Source organism: Sphingomonas kyeonggiensis (assembly GCF_030812785.1).
Taxonomy (GTDB): domain Bacteria; phylum Pseudomonadota; class Alphaproteobacteria; order Sphingomonadales; family Sphingomonadaceae; genus Sphingomonas; species Sphingomonas kyeonggiensis_B.
In genome coordinates this window covers 1,180,266-1,201,394 of record NZ_JAUSTJ010000001.1, presented here as the reverse complement: position 1 = coordinate 1,201,394, position 21,129 = coordinate 1,180,266, and the positions used below count along the sequence as shown (strand labels likewise).

Annotated in this window: 21 protein-coding genes; 13 read left to right on the top strand and 8 right to left on the bottom strand. The window is 67.6% G+C overall.

The genetic code is table 11. The annotated features are described in order from the left end of the window. Nucleotides 1-3: 3 nt before the first annotated feature. Nucleotides 4-1,050, bottom strand: coding sequence for a glycerophosphodiester phosphodiesterase (locus J2W22_RS05960; protein WP_307118003.1), 1,047 nt, complete (start codon nucleotides 1,048-1,050; stop codon nucleotides 4-6). Nucleotides 1,051-1,144: 94 nt separating this feature from the next. Here J2W22_RS05960 and J2W22_RS05955 point away from each other — a divergent pair, with 94 nt between their 5' ends. Continuing rightward, nucleotides 1,145-2,056 carry an XdhC family protein gene (locus tag J2W22_RS05955; RefSeq protein WP_307117328.1) on the top strand — a complete coding sequence of 304 codons (912 nt, stop codon included), beginning with the start codon at nucleotides 1,145-1,147 and terminating at the stop codon, nucleotides 2,054-2,056. After that, a complete protein-coding gene (locus J2W22_RS05950) occupies nucleotides 2,043-2,687 on the top strand; it encodes a nucleotidyltransferase family protein (protein ID WP_307117327.1) in 645 nt (214 codons plus the stop codon). Before J2W22_RS05955 ends, J2W22_RS05950 begins: the two co-directional genes overlap by 14 nt. Here J2W22_RS05950 and J2W22_RS05945 read toward each other — a convergent pair. From J2W22_RS05945 to J2W22_RS05930, 4 genes are all read right to left on the bottom strand, one after another. Beyond that, entirely contained in the window at nucleotides 2,656-3,864 is a 1,209-nt protein-coding gene (locus tag J2W22_RS05945; RefSeq protein ID WP_307117326.1) for an ABC transporter permease, read from the bottom strand. The genes J2W22_RS05950 and J2W22_RS05945 overlap by 32 nt on opposite strands. A 128-nt stretch (nucleotides 3,865-3,992) precedes the next feature. Continuing rightward, nucleotides 3,993-4,796, bottom strand: a complete 804-nt coding sequence (locus J2W22_RS05940) for an ABC transporter ATP-binding protein (protein WP_307117325.1) — start codon at nucleotides 4,794-4,796, stop codon at nucleotides 3,993-3,995. Beyond that, nucleotides 4,702-6,132: an efflux RND transporter periplasmic adaptor subunit gene (locus J2W22_RS05935; RefSeq protein ID WP_307117324.1), complete on the bottom strand. Its 1,431-nt coding sequence runs from the start codon at nucleotides 6,130-6,132 to the stop codon at nucleotides 4,702-4,704. The genes J2W22_RS05940 and J2W22_RS05935 overlap by 95 nt, the downstream gene beginning before the upstream one ends. Then, nucleotides 6,122-7,597 carry an efflux transporter outer membrane subunit gene (locus J2W22_RS05930; RefSeq protein WP_307117323.1) on the bottom strand — a complete coding sequence of 492 codons (1,476 nt, stop codon included), beginning with the start codon at nucleotides 7,595-7,597 and terminating at the stop codon, nucleotides 6,122-6,124. Before J2W22_RS05930 ends, J2W22_RS05935 begins: the two co-directional genes overlap by 11 nt. Nucleotides 7,598-7,755: 158 nt before the next feature. On the opposite strand from J2W22_RS05930, the gene acs reads away from it, so the two are divergent. From acs to J2W22_RS05910, 4 genes are all read left to right on the top strand, one after another. Next, nucleotides 7,756-9,699: an acetate--CoA ligase gene (acs, locus tag J2W22_RS05925; RefSeq protein WP_307117322.1), complete on the top strand. Its 1,944-nt coding sequence runs from the start codon at nucleotides 7,756-7,758 to the stop codon at nucleotides 9,697-9,699. After that, nucleotides 9,696-10,208: an O-acetyl-ADP-ribose deacetylase gene (locus J2W22_RS05920; protein ID WP_307117321.1), complete on the top strand. Its 513-nt coding sequence runs from the start codon at nucleotides 9,696-9,698 to the stop codon at nucleotides 10,206-10,208. The genes acs and J2W22_RS05920 overlap by 4 nt, the downstream gene beginning before the upstream one ends. Before the next feature lie 71 nt (nucleotides 10,209-10,279). Further along, on the top strand, nucleotides 10,280-12,316 hold the full coding sequence (locus tag J2W22_RS05915) for a M13 family metallopeptidase (RefSeq protein WP_307117320.1): 2,037 nt from the start codon (nucleotides 10,280-10,282) through the stop codon (nucleotides 12,314-12,316). Nucleotides 12,317-12,616: 300 nt separating this feature from the next. Continuing rightward, nucleotides 12,617-13,288: a spermidine synthase gene (locus tag J2W22_RS05910; RefSeq protein WP_307117319.1), complete on the top strand. Its 672-nt coding sequence runs from the start codon at nucleotides 12,617-12,619 to the stop codon at nucleotides 13,286-13,288. Between the two features lie 440 nt (nucleotides 13,289-13,728). On the opposite strand, the gene J2W22_RS05905 is transcribed toward J2W22_RS05910, so the two are convergent. Beyond that, nucleotides 13,729-15,525: a peptide MFS transporter gene (locus J2W22_RS05905; RefSeq protein WP_307117318.1), complete on the bottom strand. Its 1,797-nt coding sequence runs from the start codon at nucleotides 15,523-15,525 to the stop codon at nucleotides 13,729-13,731. Between the two features lie 213 nt (nucleotides 15,526-15,738). Between J2W22_RS05905 and J2W22_RS05900 the strand changes: the two genes are divergently transcribed. From J2W22_RS05900 to J2W22_RS05880, 5 genes are read left to right on the top strand one after another with little or no spacing between them, the layout of a single operon-like run. After that, nucleotides 15,739-16,338 (top strand): nitroreductase family protein, encoded by a 600-nt coding sequence (locus J2W22_RS05900; RefSeq protein WP_307117317.1) that lies wholly within the window; start codon nucleotides 15,739-15,741, stop codon nucleotides 16,336-16,338. Nucleotides 16,339-16,356: 18 nt separating this feature from the next. After that, nucleotides 16,357-16,713 carry a GntR family transcriptional regulator gene (locus tag J2W22_RS05895; protein WP_307117316.1) on the top strand — a complete coding sequence of 119 codons (357 nt, stop codon included), beginning with the start codon at nucleotides 16,357-16,359 and terminating at the stop codon, nucleotides 16,711-16,713. A gap of 3 nt (nucleotides 16,714-16,716) precedes the next feature. Then, entirely contained in the window at nucleotides 16,717-17,580 is an 864-nt protein-coding gene (gene lepB / locus J2W22_RS05890) for a signal peptidase I (protein WP_307117315.1), read from the top strand. Continuing rightward, nucleotides 17,580-17,879, top strand: coding sequence for a putative quinol monooxygenase (locus J2W22_RS05885; RefSeq protein ID WP_307117314.1), 300 nt, complete (start codon nucleotides 17,580-17,582; stop codon nucleotides 17,877-17,879). Before lepB ends, J2W22_RS05885 begins: the two co-directional genes overlap by 1 nt. A 10-nt stretch (nucleotides 17,880-17,889) precedes the next feature. Further along, on the top strand, nucleotides 17,890-18,318 hold the full coding sequence (locus J2W22_RS05880; RefSeq protein WP_307117313.1) for a DUF5990 family protein: 429 nt from the start codon (nucleotides 17,890-17,892) through the stop codon (nucleotides 18,316-18,318). On the opposite strand, the gene J2W22_RS05875 is transcribed toward J2W22_RS05880, so the two are convergent. Further along, nucleotides 18,315-19,025 (bottom strand): esterase/lipase family protein, encoded by a 711-nt coding sequence (locus J2W22_RS05875; protein WP_307118002.1) that lies wholly within the window; start codon nucleotides 19,023-19,025, stop codon nucleotides 18,315-18,317. The genes J2W22_RS05880 and J2W22_RS05875 overlap by 4 nt on opposite strands. Further along, a complete protein-coding gene (locus J2W22_RS05870) occupies nucleotides 19,022-19,651 on the bottom strand; it encodes a TIGR02117 family protein (RefSeq protein WP_307117312.1) in 630 nt (209 codons plus the stop codon). The genes J2W22_RS05875 and J2W22_RS05870 overlap by 4 nt, the downstream gene beginning before the upstream one ends. A 46-nt stretch (nucleotides 19,652-19,697) precedes the next feature. Here J2W22_RS05870 and phhA point away from each other — a divergent pair, with 46 nt between their 5' ends. Together phhA and J2W22_RS05860 are read left to right on the top strand one after the other, a co-directional pair. Next, complete coding sequence (gene phhA / locus J2W22_RS05865; protein WP_307117311.1) at nucleotides 19,698-20,567, top strand: phenylalanine 4-monooxygenase; 870 nt, start codon at nucleotides 19,698-19,700, stop codon at nucleotides 20,565-20,567. Continuing rightward, nucleotides 20,567-21,091 (top strand): DUF6882 domain-containing protein, encoded by a 525-nt coding sequence (locus J2W22_RS05860; protein ID WP_307117310.1) that lies wholly within the window; start codon nucleotides 20,567-20,569, stop codon nucleotides 21,089-21,091. Before phhA ends, J2W22_RS05860 begins: the two co-directional genes overlap by 1 nt. Nucleotides 21,092-21,129 lie beyond the last annotated feature (38 nt).

Here is a 21,129-nt window from a genome sequence, read left to right as displayed (position 1 = left end):
ACCTTATCCCCCGGCGTGCGCGTGCGACGCTGCAGCAGCATCCCGCGCCTCGACACCGATATAGGGGAAATCGGTGAAGAAACCGTCCACGCCAAGCCCGATGAAATACAGCATCTCGTCCTTCAGGCGACCATGGTCGGCCGGATTTGCGCCGGACCGGTAGCTGGGCAGGAGGAAGAAGTTCTCCGCCCGAAACGTCCAGGGGTGCAACTTGAGCCCGGCGGCATGCGCGTCGGCGATCAGCGTGGTGGCGGGGCCGGATACCGGCTGGATCATCGTCAGCTCGGGCCCGATCCCGTACGCATAGGCCGCGACCGCCTTCAGCCCCTCGGGCGTGATCATCGCCTTGTAGCTCGGCTGGGCATTGTCCGCCGGACCGCCGGCGCCGGCCATCAGCTGGATCAGCCGGACCTTGGTCATCGTCTTCAGCTTCTTGAGGTTGTTCACCTCGAACGACTGGATGAACACCGGCGCGTCGGCACGGTCCCAGCCCGCCTTCTTGAGCTTGTCGACCAGCCGCTGCTCCACCGGCAGCCCGATCGAGGCGAAATAGCTGGGGTGCTTGGTCTCGGGATAGATGCCGATCGTGCGGCCGGTCTGCTTCGACGCCTGCTTGGCCAGCGCGATGACCTCGTCTAGCGTCGGCACCTCGGCCTGGCCGTCATATTTGGTGTTGTCCGGACGCAGCTTGGGCAGGCGCTCCCTGGCGCGCAGCGTCTTCAGCTCGGCGAGGGTGAAGTCCTCGGTGAACCAGCCGGTCATCGTCTCGCCGTCGATCGTCTTGGTCGCCTTGCGGTCGGCGAATTCGGGATGGTCGGCGACGTTAGTCGTCTCGGTGATATTGTTCTCGTGCCGGGCTACGAGGATACCGTCCCTGGTCGGCACCAGATCGGGCTCGATGAAGTCGGCGCCCTGATCGATCGCGCGCTGGTAGGAGAGCAGCGTGTGCTCGGGGCGTTCGCCCGAAGCACCGCGGTGCGCGATCACGATTACCTTGTCAGTGTTCCCATGCATGGCATGACCTTGCCCCAGCGCGACGCCCGGCACCATCAGCATCAACGCGGCAATCAGCGATCTCGTCACGAAACTCTCCACTCGTTACGGGGTTGGGCCTAGGCTGCGGATATGACGGTTGCGAGGCGATATGGCGGATAATGACAGCGTGCTCGCGGCGGCCCGCGCCTGGAAGGGCGAGCGGCTGGCGCTGGCCACCGTCGTCTCGACCTGGGGATCGGCGCCGCGGCCGCGGGGCAGCCACATGCTGGTGCACGCGGACGGCCGGTTCGAGGGATCGGTCTCGGGCGGCTGTGTCGAGACCGATATCCTGCAGGCAGCGGCCGAAGTGATCGCCGGGGCGCCGGCGGTGGTGAAGCGCTACGGCGTCGCCGATGCAGCGGCCTGGGAAGTCGGGCTGCCCTGCGGCGGGGAAATCTCGGTGCTGGTCCAGCCCGTTTCCGACCAGGGCTTCCCGCCCGCGCTGTTCGAGGCGATCGATGCGGCGCGGGCGCGAGGCGAGCCCTTCGATGTCGGGACCGACCTCGGCAGCGGTGTGTCCGCGCAAGGTTCCGGGGGGTTCCTCAACCGCTACGATCCGCCCCGCCGGCTGCTGATCATCGGCGCGGTGCAGATCGCCCAGACGCTCGCCGGCCTGGCGCGCGAACTGGGCATCCTAACCTATGTTATAGACCCGCGCGGGAGATTTTTGACCGCCGAGCGTTTCCCCGGGGTGATGCTAGACGACCGATGGCCAGACGAGGCCGTGACCGCCCTGCAGCCCGATCCCGCCACCGCCGTGGTGACGCTGAGCCATGATCCCAAGATCGATGATGCAGCGCTGCTTGCCGCGCTGCGCTTCCCGACCGGCTATGTCGCCGCGCTGGGATCGCGGCGGAGCCATGAAGCGCGGCTGGAGCGCCTGGCCGCCGCCGGTGTCGCGCCTGCCGACCTGCCCCGCATCGAAGGCCCCGCCGGGCTCGCCATCGGGGCGATCGGCCCCGCCGAGATCGCCCTTTCCATCGCCGCAGCCATGGTGAAGAAATTCCATGCTCAAGCCTGACCAGACCGCCCTGATCCTGCTCGCCGCCGGCCGCTCTCGCCGGTTCAACGACGGCGACAAGCTCGCCGAGCCGTTCCTCGACAAGCCGCTCGCCTATCATGTCGTCACCGCGCTGGAGCGCATCCCCTTCGCCGCGCGGATAGCCGTGGTTTCCGGCACCGAACTCGACTTCGCGGCGCTCGGCTATGACGTTGTCGAGAACCCCGACCCGTCGCTCGGCCAGGCGCGCTCGCTCTGCTTCGGCGTGGAGCGGGCAAGGCGACTGGGGGTGGAGGCGGTGCTGGTCGCGCTGGCCGATATGCCGCGCGTCACCGCCGCGCATATCCACCGCATGTTCGACGCTGCCGACGGGCCGGCGACGATCGTCGCCTCGTCGGACGGGGTGAGCCCGATGCCGCCGGCGCTGTTCGGCAAGGACATGTTCGACGAGCTGCTCAGGCTCGAAGGCGACCAGGGCGCGCGCGACCTGATCCTGCGCGGCCACCACGTTATCGCGCCGCCCGCCGAGCTGGTCGATGTCGACACCCAGGAGGACCTGCGCGCGCTGCGCGAGCTCTACGGCCTGCGCACCGACGGGCTGCCCGAGCGCCCGCCGGCACTCATTCGTGACGAAGCGCGTCGATTGGATTGAGGCTCGCCGCGCGCCGCGCCGGGAAATAGCCGAACACCACGCCGATGATCGCCGAGATGGCGAAGGCGATGACGTTGATCTGCACGTCGAACAGGAAGGGCAGCGAGCCCAGCCACGACATCAGCGCGACCGCCATCTGCGCCAGCAGCAGCCCGATCAGCCCGCCGAGCATCGACAGCACCACCGCCTCGACCAGGAACTGCATCAGCACTTCGCTCGCCACCGCACCGATCGCCAGGCGGATGCCGATCTCGCGCGTCCGCTCGGTCACCGACACCAGCATGATGTTCATGATCCCGATGCCACCGACGACCAGGCTGATCCCTGCGACCGCCGCGACGATCTGGGTGAGCAGGGTGGTGGTGCCGGTCAGCGTCTGGCTGATCTGGGCGGTGTCGAAGATGTTGAAGTCATCCTGCTTGCCGCCGCTGATGTTGCGCCGTTCGCGCAGCAGATCGGTGATCGAGGACTGGATCTGGGCACTGTTATAGGCGGGATCGGTGCCGACCAGCATCAGCCGGATGTCGGTGCTGCCGGTGAAGCGGCGCTGGACCTGCTTGATCGGCATGATCACGACATCGTCCTGATCGCCGCCGAACCCGGCCTGGCCCTTGGTCTTGAGCACGCCGATCACATCGCAGGAAATGCCGTTCACGCGGATGCGCGAGCCCGCCGCGCTGCCGCCGCGGAACAGGTTGGTCTGGATCGTGGTGCCGATGATGCACACGGCCTTGCCCGCCTGCTCCTCCGCCCGCGTCCAATACCGCCCTTCGATCAGCGGCCAGGGCGAGACTTCGAAATAGCCGTTGGTGGTGCCGTTGACCGTGGTCGACCAGTTGGCGCCGTTGTAGATCACCGTCGCGGTGGTCTGGGCCTGGGGCGCGACCGCAGTGACGCCGGCGACCTGATCACGGATCGCCGTGACGTCGGCCGGCTTGAAATCGGGCGGACGCGGGCCGCCGCCGCCGCGGCCGAAGCCCTGGCCGGGGCGGATCTGGAGGATGTTGGTGCCGAGCGCGGAAATCTGCTGCTGCACCGCCGCCGTGGTCGCCTTGCCCAGCGTCACCATGGTGACCACTGCGGCAACGCCGATGATGATGCCGAGTGCCGTCAGGATCGAGCGCAGCTTGTGGCGCAGGATCGAGCGGATCGCGAGGATGAAGGTGGTGCCGAACATCTACTTCTCCCCTCCCGCTTGCGGGAGGGGTCGGGGGAGGGGCTGAAAAAATAGGGCGAGAGACAGGCCCTCCCCTAGCCCCTCCCGCAAGCGGAAGGGGGACAAGAATGACAAGGAGAAGGTATTGCTCATTCCACCCTCTCCCCCTGGTGGTGGCCGGTCTCGATCCGCTCGACCAGCCCGTCCTTGAAGTGGATGATGGTGCGCGCGAAGGCGGCCATGTCGGGTTCGTGGGTGACCATCAGCACGGTGATGCCGCTGTTCTTGTTGAGATCGGTGAGCAGCTCCATGATCTCCACCGAGCGCTCGGAATCGAGATTGCCGGTCGGCTCGTCGGCGAGCAGCACGTCAGGATTGGTGACGATCGCCCGGGCGATGGCGACGCGCTGCTGCTGGCCGCCCGAAAGCTCGGCGGGGGTATGGTCCCACCAGTTCTTCAGCCCGACCTTGTCGAGCGCAGCCATCGCCGCCTCGCGGCGCTGCGCCTTGGGGTCGCCGCGATAGAGCAGGGGCAGCTCGACATTCTCCAGCGCCGAGGTGCGCGCGAGCAGATTGAAGCCCTGGAACACGAAGCCGAGATATTTCCGCCGGAGCAGCGCGCGCTGGTCGCGCTCGAGCTTCTCGACATGCACGCCCTTGAACAGGAACTCGCCCGAGGTCGGCACGTCGAGACAGCCCAGGATGTTCATCGTCGTCGACTTGCCCGAACCCGACGGGCCCATCACCGCGATGAAGTCACCCGCCGCAATCTCCAGGTCGACGCCCTTGAGCGCCTGGAAGGCAGTGGGGCCCTCGCCGAAGGTCTTGATGATCCGCCGCAGCTGGATCAGCGGCGCATCACTGTCCGCCACGCTGGCCTCCGGCGCCCGATCCGCCCTGGCCGCCGCCCTGACGGCGCTGTCCGCCGGAGCGGCGCGTAGCCGAGGCGCCATTGGCGAGCTGGCCGGTGATCACCTTGTCGCCGGCCTTCAGATTGCCGCCGGTGATCTCGGTGACGGTGCCGTCGGTGCTGCCGGTGGTCACGTCCACCGCCTTGGGCTGGCCATCGGCGCCGAGGATATAGACGGTCCGCTGCCCGCCCTGCTCGCCGCCGGTCGCGGTTTTCTGCTGGCCGCTATTGCCGCCGCGCCGCGGACGGCTGGGGACCAGCGCACCGGCGATGCCGCCACTCGAGCCGCCGCTGGCGCCCTGGCCGGGCGCGGCCGGCGTGAAGCGCAGCGCCGCATTGGGCACCAGCAGCACATTCTGGCGCGCCATGGTCACGATGTCGGCCGTCGCGGTCATGCCCGGGCGCAACTGCTCGTTCGCATTGGAGACCGAGAGATCGGCGGCATAGGACACTACCTGGTTCGCGGTCGTGCTGGTGCTGGTGGACGAGGAAGAGCTGGCGTCCTGCACCGACAGGTTGGAGCCGACTTCCACCCGCGTGATCTTCGCCGGGAAGGTCTTGCCCGGGAAGGCATCGACGGTGAAGCTCGCGTCCTGGCCCTGGCGGACCTGGCCGACATCGGCTTCGTCGATCGCGACTTCCAGCTTCATCTGCGACAGGTCCTGCGCGATCACGAACAGGGTCGGCGTGTTGAACGAGGCGGCGACCGTCTGGCCCGGATCAACCTGGCGGGCGAGGATCACGCCGGTGACGGGCGAGCGGATGATCGCCCGCGTCCGCTGGGTCTGCGCCGAGGAAAGCTGGGCGCGCGCCGAAGTCACATTCGCCTTCGCCGCATTGAGATTGGCGAGCGCACGATTGCGGTCGCCGATCGCGCTGTCCATCTCGGTCTTGGCCGGCACCTTGCCACCCGACAGCCGGCTGACTTCCTGATAGCGGGCCAGCGTGGCGTTGCTCTGCTGCACCGTCGCCTGCGCCTGGCCGACCGCGGCGATGTTCGCCGCCAGCGTCGCCTCGGCCTGCTTGACCTGATCGTCGAACTGCGAAGGATCGATCAGCGCGAGCGGCTGTCCGGCGGTGACGCGATCATTCACGTCCGCCAGCACCTTGATGACCTGGCCCGAAAGCTGCGAGCCGACGGTGACCTGGTTGGTCGGCGCCAGCTTGCCGGTGGCGGAGACGGTGACGGTCAGGTTACCGCGCGCGACATCGTCGGTCGCGTATTTCACTTCTTCCTTGCCCCCCAGGAAGCGCCAGGCGAGCAGGACCACCAGCAGTGCGGCAAGTGCGATCAGGCCCCATTTGAGCCAGCGGCGCCACCACGGACGCGGCGGCGTGCCGAGAAAGGCGTCGAGATTCTGGTTGGGATCAGTTGCCATTGGCGGTGCTGCCTGTCGTGGGAACGGTGGGGGTCTTGCTCGCGTCCCAGCCGCCGCCCAGCGCCTGGTAGAGCTGGATCAGCGCGGTCGCTTCGTCCGAGCGGGCGGAGAGGAGCCCGTTGCGCGCGGAGATGAGCGAGGCCTCGGCCGTGTTGAGCGTGGTGAAATCGGTGAGGCCGGTGCGATATTGCATCCGCGCCAGGATCGCCTGGTTGTTCGAGGCATCGAGTGCCACGCCAAATTCCTGCTGCCGGCGCTGGGCGGTCTGCAGCGCGACGATGGCGTTCTCGATATCCTCGAGGCTGGTCAGCACCGTCGACTTGTAGGCGAGGAAGGCGCCGTCCGCCGCAGCCTCGGCCGAGCGCACCTGGCTGGCGCGGCGGCCGCCGTCGAAGAGCGTCTGGGCGATGTTGGCGAACAGCCGCCCGGTGATCGTGTCGAGGATCGAGGTGAGCGCGCTGCTGCCCGAATCGATGCTGCCGCCGATCGACAGCGACGGATAGAGCTGGGCGGTGGCGACGCCGATATTGGCGCTGGCGGCGGCGAGGTTGCGTTCCGCGGCGCGCACGTCGGGCCGCTGGCGCAGCGCGTCGGCGGGAATGCCCGCCGCGACTTCCGCCGGCCCCTTGGGGATCGGCTTGACCGCTTCCATCTCGGCCTTGAGCGCGCCCGGCGCCTGGCCGGTGAGTACGCCGAGGCGCGACACCGCGCTGTTGTAGCTCGCCTCCAGCGTCGGGATCGACGCGGCGATCTGCGCCCGGCTGGCGCGCGCCTGCTCCTGGTCGACCGACGAGACGAGCCCTGCCTGCACGCGCCAGCCGGCGATCTGGAGATTGTCGTCGGAGATGGCGAGATTGCCGTGCGCATTAGCGATCTGCGCCTGCGCCACCCGGGCGAGCACATAGTTGCGCGCCGTCTCGGCCTCGACCGAGATCAGCACCGTCGCATAGTCGAACCCGCTCGCTTCATAGGAGGCGCGCGCGCCCTCGACGCCCCGGCGCACCCCGCCGAACAGATCGACCTGGTAGCTGGCGTCGAGGCCGAGCGAGAAGCTGGTGTTGCCGCCCTGCGAGAAGCTGGTCACCGTGCCGTCGGGCAGCGTCGTGGTGCTGGTGCCGCCGCGCAGCGGCTCGCTGTGCGACACGCCGCCTGAGGCGCTGAGGCTGGGGAACAGGTCGGCGCGCTGCTGGACCAGCGCCTCGCGCGCCTGGCGCAGCCGCACCACTGCCTGGGCGACGTCGAGGTTCGCGGCCTGGGCGCGCTGCACGAGGCTGCCGAGCATCGGATCGTCGAAGCGGGTCCACCACTGGCTCAGATCCTCCTGCGCCTTCTGCCCGGCAGGGACCGACCAAGCATCGGGCACGCCCAGTTCGGAAGCGGCGCGCGGATGATAGTCCGGGCCCACCGCGCAGGCGGAGAGCGACAGGGCGAGCATCAGGCTCAGGGTCAATGGACGATTGGCCATGGGGTCCTAGATGTTTCCGAAGCCGTTTCGGTTCCAGAAGAATATTGTCGCAATATGTCGCGGTCCATGCCGGATCGTGCGCCGAAAGCCATTCTGCGCTTGGCGTGGCGGCTTCGCTTGGGCAGAGAGGCGCCAAATCAGAGCGAGGAGCCGCAACGATGAGCGATACCGTCAGCGTACACCCCGTGCCCGAGAACTGGGCGCGCACCGCTCGGGTGGATGCTGCGGGCTATGAGAAGCTCTACGGCATGAGCCTGGCCGATCCGGGCAGCTTCTGGCTGGAGCAGGCGCGCCGGCTCGACTGGATCAAGCGCCCCGAGATCGCCGGCGACTGGTCGTTTGACGAGAGCGACTTCCGGATCAACTGGTTCGCCGACGGTAAGCTCAACGTCGCGGCCAATTGCATCGACCGGCATCTGGCCAGGCGCGGCGACAGCGTCGCGATCATCTGGGAGCCCGATGCGCCGGAGGAAGAGCCGAAGCGCATCACCTATCGCCAGCTCCATGCCGAGGTCTGCCGCTTCGCCAATGTGCTGAAGGCGCAGGGCGTCAAGAAGGGCGACCGCGTCACCATCTACATGCCGATGATCCCCGAGGCGGCGTTCGCATTGCTCGCCTGCGCCCGGATCGGCGCGATCCATTCGGTGGTGTTCGGCGGCTTCTCGCCGGAGGCGCTCGCGGGCCGGATCACCGATTGCGATTCCACCGTGGTGATCACCGCCGACGAAGGCCGGCGCGGCGGCAAGAAGGTGCCGCTCAAGACCAATGTCGATGCGGCCGCGGCGCATGTCCGCTGCCTGCAGAAGGTCATCGTGGTGAAGGCCACCGGCGGCGACATCCCGATGCAGGAAGGCCGCGACCTCTGGTATCACGAGGCCGCCACCGACGTGCCCGCAGAATGCCCCGCCGAGCCGATGGGCGCCGAGGACCCGCTGTTCATCCTCTACACCTCGGGCTCCACCGGCAAGCCCAAAGGCGTACTCCATTCCTCGGGCGGCTATCTGCTCTGGGCGAGCCTGACCCACGAGCTGGTGTTCGATTACCGGCCGGGCCAGATCTACTGGTGCGCAGCGGACATCGGCTGGGTCACGGGCCATAGCTATATCGTCTACGGGCCGCTCGCCAATGGCGGCACCACGCTGATGTACGAAGGCGTGCCCAACTGGCCCGATGCCAGCCGGATCTGGCAGGTGGTCGATCGCCACAAGGTCGAGATCCTCTACACCGCCCCGACCGCGCTGCGCGCGCTGATGCGCGAAGGCGACGATTATGTCACCCGCACCTCGCGCCAGTCGCTGCGGCTGCTCGGCTCGGTCGGCGAGCCGATCAACCCCGAGGCTTGGCGCTGGTATTACGACGTGGTCGGCGAAGGGCGCTGCCCGATCGTCGACACCTGGTGGCAGACCGAAACCGGCGGCCAGATGATCACCCCGCTGCCCGGCGCCACCGCGCTCAAGCCGGGCTCGGCGACCAAGCCCTTCCCGGGCGTCGACCCGCAGGTGGTGGATGCCGAGGGCAAGGTGCTGCACGGGCCGACCGAAGGCAACCTGGTCATCGCGCGCAGCTGGCCGGGGCAGATGCGCACCGTCTGGGGCGATCACGAGCGCTTCTTCCAGACCTATTTCACCACCTATCGCGGCAAGTATTTCACCGGCGACGGCTGCCGGCGCGACGAGGACGGCTATTACTGGATCACCGGCCGCGTCGACGACGTGATCAACGTCTCGGGCCACCGCATGGGCACCGCCGAAGTCGAAAGCGCGCTGGTGCTCCATCCCAAGGTCGCCGAGGCCGCGGTGGTCGGCATGCCGCACGACATCAAGGGCCAGGGCATCTATGCCTATGTCACCCTCAACGCCAACTGCCAGGCCGACGACGCGCTGCGCGCCGAGCTGATCAAATGGGTGCGCACCGAGATCGGCCCGATCGCCACGCCCGACGCGCTCCAGTTCGCGCCGGGCCTGCCCAAGACGCGCTCGGGCAAGATCATGCGCCGCATCCTGCGCAAGATCGCCGAGGGCGACGTCTCGTCGCTGGGCGATACCTCGACGCTTGCCGACCCCAGCGTGGTCGACGACCTGGTGAAGAACCGGGTGGGATGAGCGGAGACCGCATCCGCATTGTCGAGGGGGATATCACCCGGCTCGAAGTGGATGCGATCGTCAACGCCGCCAACTCGTCGCTGCTCGGCGGCGGCGGGGTGGACGGCGCGATCCACCGTGCCGCCGGGCCGGAACTGCTGGACGAATGCCGCAAGCTCCGCTCGCTTAGCGGCTGCAAGACCGGCGATGCGAAGCTGACCAAGGGCTATCGCCTGCCCGCCGGGCACATCATCCACACCGTCGGCCCGGTCTGGCAGGGCGGCAGCAAGGGCGAGCCCGAACTGCTCGCCAGCTGCTATCGCCGGTGCTTCGAGATCGCCCGGGCGGAGGGCTTCCGCACCCTCGCCTTCCCGGCGATCAGCTGCGGCGTCTATGGCTATCCGATCGAAGCCGCGACCCGGATCGCCGTGACAGAGACGCGCAAGGCGCTGGCCGAAGCCCCGGAGCTGGAGGTGATCTTCGCTACCTTCGGCGACGCGGTCACCGCCGCCTACAGACACGAACTGTAACGCGAATCCCGTTGCGGGCGTTACTACCCGGCGATACACTCGGCTAATACAGTTCTTTCGGGGGTACACAGATGAACATCCGCAACATGGTGCGTCTCGCCGCGGGCGTGGCGCTGGTCGCCGTTTCGCCGGCAATCGCACAGACCGCCAAGCCCGCACCGCGCTATGGCAGCTTCGGCGTCGACCTGAACGCGCAGAAGACCAGCGTGAAGCCGGGCGACGACTTCTGGAGCTTCGCGAACGGCGGCTGGAACGACCGCACCGAGATCGCCGCCGACCGTTCCTCGGCCGGCTTCGGCACCCAGCTCTCGATCGAGGCCGAGGCGAATGTCCGCGCGATCCTCGACGACATGGCGAAGAACCCGGCCGCATACGGTGCCGGCGGCAGGCAGGTCGGCGACTTCTATGCCAGCTGGATGGACGAAGCCGCGATCGAGAAGGCCGGCACCGCGCCGCTCAAGCCCTATCTCGCCACGATCGACGGCGTGAAGGACCTGAACGCGCTGCAGGTGCTGTTCGCCACCACCGGCTATGCCTCGCCGGTCGAGCTGGGCATCATCCCCGACCTCGCCGACCCGACCCACTATACCGCGGTAACCGGCCAGGGCGGCCTGGGCATGCCGCGCGACTATTACCTGCTGGAAGGCGCCAAATATGACGCGTTCCGCACCGCCTATCGCGCCTATGTCCAGAAGATCCAGGAACTGGCCGGCATCCCGAACGCCGCCGCCAAGGCCGATGCGATCGTCGCGCTCGAGACCGCAATGGCCAAGGTCCAGTGGTCGCCGGCCGAGAGCCGCGACATCGCCAAGCTCAACGACCCGCAGACGCTGGCGGGCCTGAAGGCCAAGGCGCCCGACTTCAACTGGGCGCTGATGCTCAAGACCGCCGGGCTCGAAAGCTCGCCGACGGTGCTGATGACGCAGAACACCGCCGTCACCGCGATCGGCAAGGTGATGACCGCGACGCCACTGCAGACCTGGAAGGACTATCTCGCCTATCGCTTCGTCAGCGATCACGCGCAGTTCCTGCCCAAGGCCTTCGACGACACCCGCTTCGGCTTCTATTCGCAGACGCTGTCGGGCGTGAAGGTGCAGCGCGAGCGCTGGAAGCGCGGCATCCAGCTGGTCAACGGCGCGCTCGGCGAAGCGGTCGGCGCGATCTATGTCGCCAAATATTTCCCGCCGGCGGCCGAGAAGCAGATGGCCGAGCTGATCGAGAATCTGCGCGGCGCCTACAAGGACCGCATCACCGCCTCGAGCTGGATGGACGACGCCACCAAGCAGAAGGCGCTGGCCAAGCTCGCCGCCTTCGAGCCGCGCATCGGCCACCCCGACAAGTATATCGACTATTCGTCGTTCAAGGTCGTCCGCGGCGACCTGCTCGGCAATGCGATGCGTTCGGGCGAGTTCGAGCATCAGCTCGAGCTGTCGCGCTTCGGCAAGCCGGTGGACCGCACCCTGTGGGACATGACCCCGCAGACGGTGAACGCCTATTACAACCCGCTCTCCAACCAGATCACCTTCCCGGCCGCGATCCTGCAGCCGCCCTTCTTCGATCCCAATGCCGATCCGGCGGTGAACTATGGCGCGATCGGCGCGATCATCGGCCATGAGATGGGCCACGGCTTCGACGACCAGGGCAGCCAGTTCGGCCCGACCGGCAAGTTCGAGAACTGGTGGACCGACAGCGCCAAGAAGGCGTTCGGCGAGCGCACCGCGGCGCTAGTCGCCCAGTATGACGGCTATGAGGCCGTGCCCGGCACCAAGATCCAGGGCAAGCTGACGCTCGGCGAGAATATCGGCGACCTCGGCGGCGTCGAGGCAGCGTACGGCGCATTCCAGAAGTACCAGGCCGAGCACGGCAAGGCCCCGGTGATCGGCGGCCTGACCGGCGACCAGCGCTTCTTCCTGTCCTATGCCCAGGCCTGGCAGACCAAGCTGCGCGAGGACACCGCCCGCCAGTACGCGCTGATCGATCCGCACTCGCCGGCCAAGTTCCGCGTCAACGGCATCGTCCGCAATGTCGACGCCTGGTACAAGGCGTTCAACATCCAGCCGGGCGACGCGCTCTACCTCGCGCCCGAGCAGCGCGTGCACATCTGGTAAGGCCTGGCGCCTGACCGAAACGAGACGGCCCGGCAGCGATGCCGGGCCGTTTTCGTTTCCAACATGGCGGTGGGCGGCGACTCGCCAAAGTTCACAAAGTTCGCACCCGGGAGCGGGTTTCTGCCGGGCGTATTTTCCCTAATTTCTCGAAAACACGCCGCATCGCGCAACAGGATTGCGCGCGCGTGATCCTATTCTTCCTACCATCTGAAAGAGCGGCCGGGTGATCGTCCGGCCCGCCAAGGCAACCAGACGAAATCCTACATTGCAAGCCGGACCCCAGAGGCGCCAAAGGGGCACATGACTCCCCGCGAACTCCTCGACACTGCGATCGTCCCCGGCGGGGGCGAGGCGCTGCGCCTGTTCCGCCGCGGACGCGACTTCATGATCGTGCTCGACCGCAACGAGCTGATGTCGAGCCGGATGAGCGGATCGGAAGAAGCGCTCGCGACGATGACCTGCGAGCGGCTGGATGCACCCGCGCCGCACCTGCTGATCGGCGGATACGGCATGGGCTTCACCCTGCGCGCGGCACAGGGGGTGCTGGGGCCGGATGCCAGGCTGACCGTTGCCGAGCTGGTGCCCGAGATCATCGCCTGGGCGAAGGGACCGATGGCCGAGCTGGCCGCGGGCTGCCTCGACGATCCGCGCGTCGAGGTCGTGATCGACGATGTCGCGGCGGTGATCGGCCGGGCACGCGCGACCTATGACGCGATCCTGCTCGACGTCGACAACGGCCCGGACGGACTGACCCGCGACGCCAACGACCGGCTCTATTCGCCGCGCGGGCTGCAGAAACAGTGGGAGGCGCTGAAGCCGGGCGGCGTGCTGGCGGTATGGTCGGCGGCACCCGACAATGCCTTCACCCGGCGGCTGAAGGACACCGGCTTCCAGGTGGAGGAAGTTGCGGTGCGCGCGCGCAGCAACGGCAAGGGGCCGCGGCACGTGATCTGGTTCGGGCGGAAGCGGTAGGCTTCCTTAGCCCTCTCCCCTCTGGGGAGAGGGTTGGGAGAGGGGCAGTGACTTGGCCTCTTCGTACCCTGGCTCGCGGATTGAGACACACTGCCCCTCTCCCGACCCTCTCCCCGAGGGGAGAGGGAGTTACAGTTGCACATTCTGCAATCCGCACCCCGATTCATTGCAGTTGCAGAAAGCGCACGCCCCAACCATTTCCTTCTATGTTGCATTGCAGCAAGCAAATGCATGCAGAAGGGTTTTCCGATGTTCTCGCTTATCTCGCTCATCCTCGCCGCGCGTCGCGAAATCACGATGCCGGTTGCCGTGCAGGCGCCGCGTGTTGCCGCCAACGAGCAGGTCGAGCTGCGCCGCGCCGCCTGATTCGGCGGACATAGCAGACGCAAAAAGGGGGAGCCTCACGGCTCCCCCTTTTCGTTCGTGCAGGACGCGAGCGCTTACTTCACGCCGTGCATCCAGTATTTCAGCGGCCAGCTCAGCAGGAGCAGGAGCGCGCCGAGGATGATCGCGGCGATCGAGATCGTCGTGAACACGTCGACATAGGCCTTCAGGCTCACGGCATAGTTGGTCACCTGGCCGCCGACCGTGTCGACGCTGGCGAACTGCGCGATCACGCCGGCGAAATACTGCGCCACCGAGATCGACAGGAACCACACGCCCATCATCAGCCCGACCACGCGCGCGATCGAGAGCTTGGTGATCATCGACAAGCCGACCGGCGAGATGCACAGCTCGGCGAAGGAGTGGATGAAGTAGAGGCCGGCCAGCCACCAGATGCCCACCTGGAAGTTGGTATCGGCATATTGCGCACCCCAGACGAGCAGCAGGAAGCCCGCCGCCACGCCGATCAGCGCGATGCCGAACTTGACCGGGATCGACGGCTCGAGCCCGCGCCTGGCCAGCGCGCCCCACATGATCGACATGAACGGCGCGAGCAGCACAATGAAGGCGGCGTTGAAGAACTGGGTCTGGCCGGCGGTGATGCTGAACAGGCCGAAGACCGAGAGATTGGTGTTGCGATCGGCGAACAGGGTGAGCGACGAACCCGCCTGCTCGAACAGCGTCCAGAACACCACGTTGAAGACGATCAGCACCATCGCGGCGAGCATCATCTGGAATTCGGTCTTGCTGCCCGCGAAGAACGACCAGACCAGGATCGCCGGCACGCCGAGCAGGAACGAGCCGAACAGCAGCTTGCCCATCAGCGGCAGCGAGGCGACATAGCCGAGGAAGCCCGAACCCTCGGCCGGGGCGGCCGAGTGCATCAGGTTGACGTAGAGCAGGTAGAAGAGCGGCACGACGCAGAGCGCGACCGCGTAGATGATCCATTGCTGGCTGTTTACGCCCGGCTTGGCCGGCGGTTCGCCATAGCCGTCGAGCTTGCCGCCGTTGAACTGGATCAGCGCCCAGGAGATCATCATGCCGATCGCGGCGAGCGCGAAGCCCCAGCTCCAGCCGTAGGCCACGGCGAGCCAGGGGCAGAGGATCTGCGAGAAGAGCGATCCGAGATTGATGCCCATGTAGAAGATGGTGAAGCCGCTGTCGCGTCGTCGGTCGCCCTGCTCGTAGAGCTCGCCGACCATGGTGGAGATGTTCGGCTTGAAGAAGCCGTTGCCCACCGAGACCATCGACAGCGCGACCAGCATCACCATGACGTAGAAGGGGCTGCGGTCCGCGCCGGATTCGAAGCTGCCCTTGGCGATCTTGCGCTCGGCGGTGCCGGCGTTGAGCAGGTCGACGCTGCCGTCGTCATTGCCCTTGATCTCGAGCTTCTTCGCGCCGTCGACGACGTAGCGGACTTCCTTGCCCTCGGCGTTCTTCTCGATCGACACTTCGTAGCGCTGACCGTCGATCGTCGCGTGCGGCGTCGCGGTGGGGCCGCCGAAGCAGAGGATCGCATAGCCGAGCGACATGATGATCGCGCCGAACTTCACTGCGCGCTTCGAGCCGAGATACTGGTCGGCCAGATAGCCGCCGACCAGCGGAGTGAGATAGACCAGGGCAGTGAACCCGCCATAGATGCCGGTCGCCTCGCGGTCGCCGAACATGAAGTGCTGCGTCAGATAGAGCGTCAGCAGCGCGCGCATGCCGTAGTAGCCGAAGCGCTCCCACATCTCGGTGGTGAACATGCGCGCCAGCTGGCGGGGGTGCCCGAACCACGTCGCTTCCCTCGCGGGATTGACGTGGGTGATGTCCGGTTCTGCCGGACTATCGGCGGTTGGAGTGTCGACCATGCGGTATGTTGCCCTTTGATATCGGTATCCGAACAGACGTTCGGCGCATGGAAAACCAGACTAGAGGGAATGAAGCGGCTGTAAAGCATGTGCGATTGTGCGCAGCGGAGGTGGCCGCCACGCCGCGGATAGGAACGCGATCGGATCGGCCGCGGCGCAGTTTCGATCGGCGGCGAGGTTGGCGGCGCCCACCTCGCTCCCTAGATGCGCGGCATGGCCTTCAACGATACCAGCTCCCCGCTTTCGCTCCTCGCCACCCGCCGATCGGGCAAGCCGCGCGACCTGGTCGCCCCCGGCCCGAGCCCCGAGCAGCTCGACGCGATGATCGCGATCGCGGCGCGCACGCCCGATCACGGCAAGCTCTTCCCCTGGCGCTTCGTGGTTGTGCCGGACGACGCGCGCCAGGCGCTGGGCGAGAAGCTCGCCGCGATATTGCGCAGCGAAAAGGCCGACTGCACCGTGCGCGACGAGGAGGCGGCGATCCAGTTCGCCACCCAGGCCCCGGCGCTGGTGGTGGTGCTCTCCGCCCCGGTGGTGCCGCACAAGATTCCGGTGTGGGAGCAGGAGCTCTCCGCCGGTGCCGTGTGCATGAACCTGCTCCATGCTGCGCATGCGATGGGCTTTGCCGGGGGCTGGCTGACCGGCTGGGCGGCCTATTCGAATGCGGTGCGCGACCTGTTCGGCACCGAGGGGCAGAAGATCGCCGGCTTCGTCTTCATCGGCACGCCCGAGCGCCCGCTGGAGGAGCGTCCGCGGCCGGACCTGTCCGAAATCGCACATAGGTGGAATCCGGGGTATGGACCCCGAGCCTAATTGGTGTATTATGGCAGCATGACAGCGCTAGAGCACGAGGACAGCCCGGTCTACCTCAAGCTGCGCGCCAGCATCGCTGCGGCGATCCTGCGTGGGCAATACCGGGCAGGGGATCAGCTTCCGTCGGTGCGTGCGCTTGCCGCCGAGCATGGCGCCAACCCGCTGACGGTGGCCAAGGCCTATCAGAGCTTCCAGGACGATGGCTATGTCGAGGTCCGTCGCGGCGTCGGCATGTTCGTGCTGCCGGGCGCCGTGGAGAAGCTGCGCATCGCCGAGCGCGAGCGCTTCCTCACCGGCTATTGGCCGCGCGTGAAGGAGCATATCGCCCTGCTCGGGCTCGACGTGCACGAGCTGCTCGACCGCGAGACGGTCTGAGCGATGGCGGCGGTCGAGGATGCGGCCGCGATGCCGCAGAAACAGGGCTGGGCGCGGACCGTGCTGGCCTGGGGCCTGCTGTTCGGCGGCGTGTTCGCCTTCCAGAGCGTGGCGGCCAAGCCCTTCTACATCCCGTCCAGCTCGATGATGCCGGCGCTGCTCAAGGGCGACCGGCTGGTCGTCTCCAAATATCCCTATGGCTGGTCCTATGCCTCGCTCTCGATCCATGGCAGCGACGTGGTGCCGGGCCGGCTTCTCGGCCGGCTGCCCGAGCGCGGCGACATCGTCACGGTGGCGCGGCGCGAGGATGGGTCGGACCTGATCAAGCGGGTGATCGGACTGCCGGGCGACACGGTGGCGGTCAGCCACGGCGTGGTGATCCTCAACGGCAAGCCAGTGCCGCGGGTGGCGGACGGCACCGCCGACATTCCCGTCGATGCGAACGTGCCCTGCGACGAGCCGGTACTCCAGCCCTTCCGCAAGGTGATGGCGGACGGCACGCTGATCTGCGCGCTGCCGCTGTTCCGCGAGACGCTGCCGAACGGCGCGAGCTATGACGTGATCGACCTAGGCGACACCTATCTTCCTGGCGGCTATCTCAGCCCGCGCGACACCTATGGCCCGGTCAAGGTGCCGGCCGGCCATGTCTTCCTGATGGGCGACAATCGCGACCAGTCGGCCGACAGCCGCTTCTCGCTCGCGGAAAAGGGCCTGGGCGGGCCGGTGCCGGTCGAGAGCCTGGGCGGGCGCGCCGAGATCATCACCCACAGCTATTCGGGCGAAGGCAGCTGGCTGAACCCGCTCGCGTACCTGACCTCGCTGCGCGGAAGCCGCGCGGGCACTTCGCTGCGCCCCGAGCGCCGCTGATGCTGATCATCACGGGCACCTTCCGGGTGCCGCTCGCCAGCATGGAAGCTGCGCGACCGGTGATGGCGGCGATGATCGCGGGCAGCCGGGCGGAAGCGGGGTGCCTGCACTACAGCTATGGCGAGGACGTGCTCGATCCCGGACTGATCCATGTGACCGAGCATTGGGCGGACCGCGCGACGCTGGAGGCACATTGGGCCAGCCCGCACATCCAGGACTGGCGCGCGGCCTGGCCCGGGCTCGACATCGGCGAGCGCGACCTCACGCTGTTCGAGACGGACGCCGGCCAGGCCTGCTAGGATCGCCGGCATGGCGAAGGCAGAGCAGATTCCCGTGCCCTTCCGGATCGTCATCGCGCAGCCGGTGGCCGGGGTGCTGCACAGCCTGCAGGCGAAGGACGATCTGCCGCTCGATCCCAAACTATCGCAGGCGGGCGAGCCTTTGTGCTTCGACTTTCCGGTGCGCGTGGCACCGGGCCCGAAATTCTTCGGCGACCAGGTGCGGCGCGAAGGGCCGGAGCGGCGCTTCGTCTATATCCGGATCGGCCAGGCGGCGGGCGATCCCGGCTCGCCCTGGTCGCGGCGGATGAAGATCGACATCCATGACATCGACCCGGCGTTGCTGGCACGCGCGGCGGAGGGCGGCGTGCTGGAGATCACGGTCGACGGCACCGGCAAGGACGGCACGCCGACCTGCGCCACCGTGCGGCCGACGGGGCGGCGAGTCGTCGCGTCCTAGACCCAGCCGCCCAATATCTCCGCCACGGCGCGCAGCACCTGGGGCTTCATCTGGACGAAGAGATGGCTGCTGCGCACCTCGACGGCGCGGCATTCCGCCCCCTCGCCTTCGCGGCAGATCAGGCCGTTGACGAAGCCGTCGCTGCGGCTCCAGATCGCCGCGGACGGCATCGGCAGCGGGCGGACCGCTTCCTCCAGCCGGCGGGCGACGACCGGATCGGTGATCTTCTCGCCGGTGAACAGCTGAAAGGGGCGCCAGACATTGGTGGCGCTGGGCGGCCCGGCAAAGGGCGAGCTGATCGTCAGCACCGCGCGGACGAGGTCGGGCCGGCGGTGCGCGACGATGCGGCTCATCACCCCGCCGAGCGAGATGCCGATCAGCGTGACCTTCTCGCCGGTCTCGGCATGGATCGCCTCGACCCGGGCGATCAGCCGCTCGCATTCGGGGCCGACGGTGCGCACGCCGAAATTGCGGCCGAGCGTCCAGGGATAGGGGCGATAACCGAGCCGGCGCAGCATGGTGCGCAGCACGAAGTTCGAGCGATCGGTGTTGCACAGCCCCGGCGAGACCAGCACCGGGCGGCCATCGCCCCGCGGCAGGCCGGCGATGCGGAAGCGGGTCAGCTCGGCAAGGGTGAGCGCGGCGCGGGCCGGCTCGAGCGCGAAGGCGAGGCCGGGCGGCGGATCGGCGGCGGTGCGCGGAATCATAGCCACAGCATCACCCCCCAGGGCAGCGGCGTCCAGATACCCATCGGCACGCCCGCCTTGCGCAGGCCCCGGCCGGTCCATTCGTTGCAGGTGCGGATCGCGCTGTACCCGCCTTTCGCGGTGTAGAAGGCGTCGCGCGCGCCATAGCCGCGGACGACCGGGCCAGCGGCGAAACTGCCGCGGACATGCTCGACCAGCCGGCGATATTCCTCGGGCCGGAGCAGCAGGGTGCGGACCGGCCCGCCGGCGCGGGGCTCGGGGACGTGCGCGACGTGCAGCACGGTCGAGCCGGCGCCGACCATCGCCTTGGCCACGCGCCAGGCGTTGACGTCGGCCCAGGTGGCTGTGTGCAGGTAGAAGTCGCGGTCGCCCCAGCCGAATGCGAGATACGGCTCGACGCCGTAGCGCGGATCGCGGAGATGCTCGGCCCGGGCGATATCGCGAAAGGCGGCGGCGGGCAGGATCAGGTCGGTGTGCACGCCATTGTCGGCGACATAGATGCGCACGCCTTCGGCCGGCGGCTCGCGGCCGCCATTTACGGCGAGGCCCGCGCCGAGCGCCGCAGCGGCGAGATAGGCGACCACCAGCAATATCAGCGCCCCGACCAGCCGTCCCACTATCCGCATGCCACCCCCATTTCGCACCCGCACCATGGCATGCTATGCCATATCCATGGCTCAAGACACGCATGTGCTCGATCGCCCGCCCGAGGGCGCATCGGCCGACTGGACGATACCGCAGAACTGGCAGGCCTATACGGCCGAGGAACACGCGACCTGGGACCGGCTCTACGCCCGCCAGGCGAAGCTGCTGCCCGGCCGCGCGAGCAAGGCCTATCTCAAGGGCCTGGACGCGCTGCGCCTGTCCGACTCGGGCATTCCGAACTTCGAGGAACTCAGCGAGCGGCTGATGAAGCTGACCGGCTGGCAGGTGGTCGCGGTGCCGGGCCTGGTGCCCGACGACGTGTTCTTCGACCATATGGCCAATCGCCGCTTCGTGGCGGGCAATTTCATCCGCCGCCCCGACCAGCTCGACTATATCCAGGAGCCGGACGTCTTCCACGACGTGTTCGGCCATGTGCCGCTGCTCACCGACCCGGTGTTCGCCGACTATCTCGAGGCCTATGGCCGCGGCGGCAACCGCGCGCTCGAGCTGGGCGCGCTCAAGCAGCTCGGCCGGCTCTACTGGTACACGGTGGAGTTCGGACTGATCCGCGAGGATGACGGGCTGCGCATCTATGGCGCGGGGATCGTCTCGTCGTCCGCGGAGAGCCATTTCGCGCTGGAGAGCGACAGCCCCAACCGGATCGGCTTCGACCTGAAGCGGGTGATGCGCACCGACTATCGGATCGACGACTTCCAGCAGAATTATTTCGTCATCCCGAGCTATGATGCGCTGCTGCGTGCCACGGTGGAGACCGACTTCGCGCCGCTCTATGGCGAGATCCTCGGCCAGCCGGACATCCCGATCGCCGAGATCCTGCCCGGCGATGACGTGATCACGCGCGGCACCCAGGACTATGCGAAGGGCAAGGCGGCCTGATGGCCGGCTTCCTGTCGAAGCTGTTCGGCGGCGGCAAGGCGGAACCCGAAGCGGAAGCCCTGTCCGAGCCCGATCTCAGCTTCGCCCGTGCCCAGGAGGAGCTGCAGCTCAAGACCGCGTTCGCGCAGGAGACCTGGGGCCTGGGCCAGGGCGGCCAATGGGCGGCCGATCTAGATGCGGGCACGATCACCTTCACCAACGACAGGGATTGGGAGATCACCGCGCCGGTCCAGGTGATCGGGACCTACAACACGTCCGACGGCACCTGGCTATGGGGCTGGGACCACCCGTCCGTGCCCGAGCCTATCTCGCAGGATGCCAAACGGGTTCATGCGTTCGGCAAGCAATATGGGTTGGAGGCGCTGACCACGCGCCAGATCCATGCCGATGAGAGCGACGCCTGGACCTTCACCGCGCTCGCCTGCCACCTTGCAGGTGCACAGGGCGGCTATCGCGGCCCGGCGGGGCCGACGCATGTGTTCATGACCTATGGCACGGTCTCGATCCGCAAGGGCGACGGCTAACGCCCCTCCCTGAAAGGGAGGGGTTGGGGGTGGGTCGA

Bases quoted from the DNA above. Each gene is read 5' to 3' on its own strand.
- J2W22_RS05960 (WP_307118003.1), bottom strand. From the start codon at position 1,050: ATGGTGCCGGGCGTCGCGCTGGGGCAAGGTCATGCCATGCATGGGAAC.
- J2W22_RS05955 (WP_307117328.1), top strand. From the start codon at position 1,145: ATGGCGGATAATGACAGCGTGCTCGCGGCGGCCCGCGCCTGGAAGGGC.
- J2W22_RS05950 (WP_307117327.1), top strand. From the start codon at position 2,043: ATGCTCAAGCCTGACCAGACCGCCCTGATCCTGCTCGCCGCCGGCCGC.
- J2W22_RS05945 (WP_307117326.1), bottom strand. From the start codon at position 3,864: ATGTTCGGCACCACCTTCATCCTCGCGATCCGCTCGATCCTGCGCCAC.
- J2W22_RS05940 (WP_307117325.1), bottom strand. From the start codon at position 4,796: ATGGCGCCTCGGCTACGCGCCGCTCCGGCGGACAGCGCCGTCAGGGCG.
- J2W22_RS05935 (WP_307117324.1), bottom strand. From the start codon at position 6,132: ATGGCAACTGATCCCAACCAGAATCTCGACGCCTTTCTCGGCACGCCG.
- J2W22_RS05930 (WP_307117323.1), bottom strand. From the start codon at position 7,597: ATGGCCAATCGTCCATTGACCCTGAGCCTGATGCTCGCCCTGTCGCTC.
- acs (WP_307117322.1), top strand. From the start codon at position 7,756: ATGAGCGATACCGTCAGCGTACACCCCGTGCCCGAGAACTGGGCGCGC.
- J2W22_RS05920 (WP_307117321.1), top strand. From the start codon at position 9,696: ATGAGCGGAGACCGCATCCGCATTGTCGAGGGGGATATCACCCGGCTC.
- J2W22_RS05915 (WP_307117320.1), top strand. From the start codon at position 10,280: ATGAACATCCGCAACATGGTGCGTCTCGCCGCGGGCGTGGCGCTGGTC.
- J2W22_RS05910 (WP_307117319.1), top strand. From the start codon at position 12,617: ATGACTCCCCGCGAACTCCTCGACACTGCGATCGTCCCCGGCGGGGGC.
- J2W22_RS05905 (WP_307117318.1), bottom strand. From the start codon at position 15,525: ATGGTCGACACTCCAACCGCCGATAGTCCGGCAGAACCGGACATCACC.
- J2W22_RS05900 (WP_307117317.1), top strand. From the start codon at position 15,739: ATGGCCTTCAACGATACCAGCTCCCCGCTTTCGCTCCTCGCCACCCGC.
- J2W22_RS05895 (WP_307117316.1), top strand. From the start codon at position 16,357: ATGACAGCGCTAGAGCACGAGGACAGCCCGGTCTACCTCAAGCTGCGC.
- lepB (WP_307117315.1), top strand. From the start codon at position 16,717: ATGGCGGCGGTCGAGGATGCGGCCGCGATGCCGCAGAAACAGGGCTGG.
- J2W22_RS05885 (WP_307117314.1), top strand. From the start codon at position 17,580: ATGCTGATCATCACGGGCACCTTCCGGGTGCCGCTCGCCAGCATGGAA.
- J2W22_RS05880 (WP_307117313.1), top strand. From the start codon at position 17,890: ATGGCGAAGGCAGAGCAGATTCCCGTGCCCTTCCGGATCGTCATCGCG.
- J2W22_RS05875 (WP_307118002.1), bottom strand. From the start codon at position 19,025: ATGATTCCGCGCACCGCCGCCGATCCGCCGCCCGGCCTCGCCTTCGCG.
- J2W22_RS05870 (WP_307117312.1), bottom strand. From the start codon at position 19,651: ATGCGGATAGTGGGACGGCTGGTCGGGGCGCTGATATTGCTGGTGGTC.
- phhA (WP_307117311.1), top strand. From the start codon at position 19,698: ATGGCTCAAGACACGCATGTGCTCGATCGCCCGCCCGAGGGCGCATCG.
- J2W22_RS05860 (WP_307117310.1), top strand. From the start codon at position 20,567: ATGGCCGGCTTCCTGTCGAAGCTGTTCGGCGGCGGCAAGGCGGAACCC.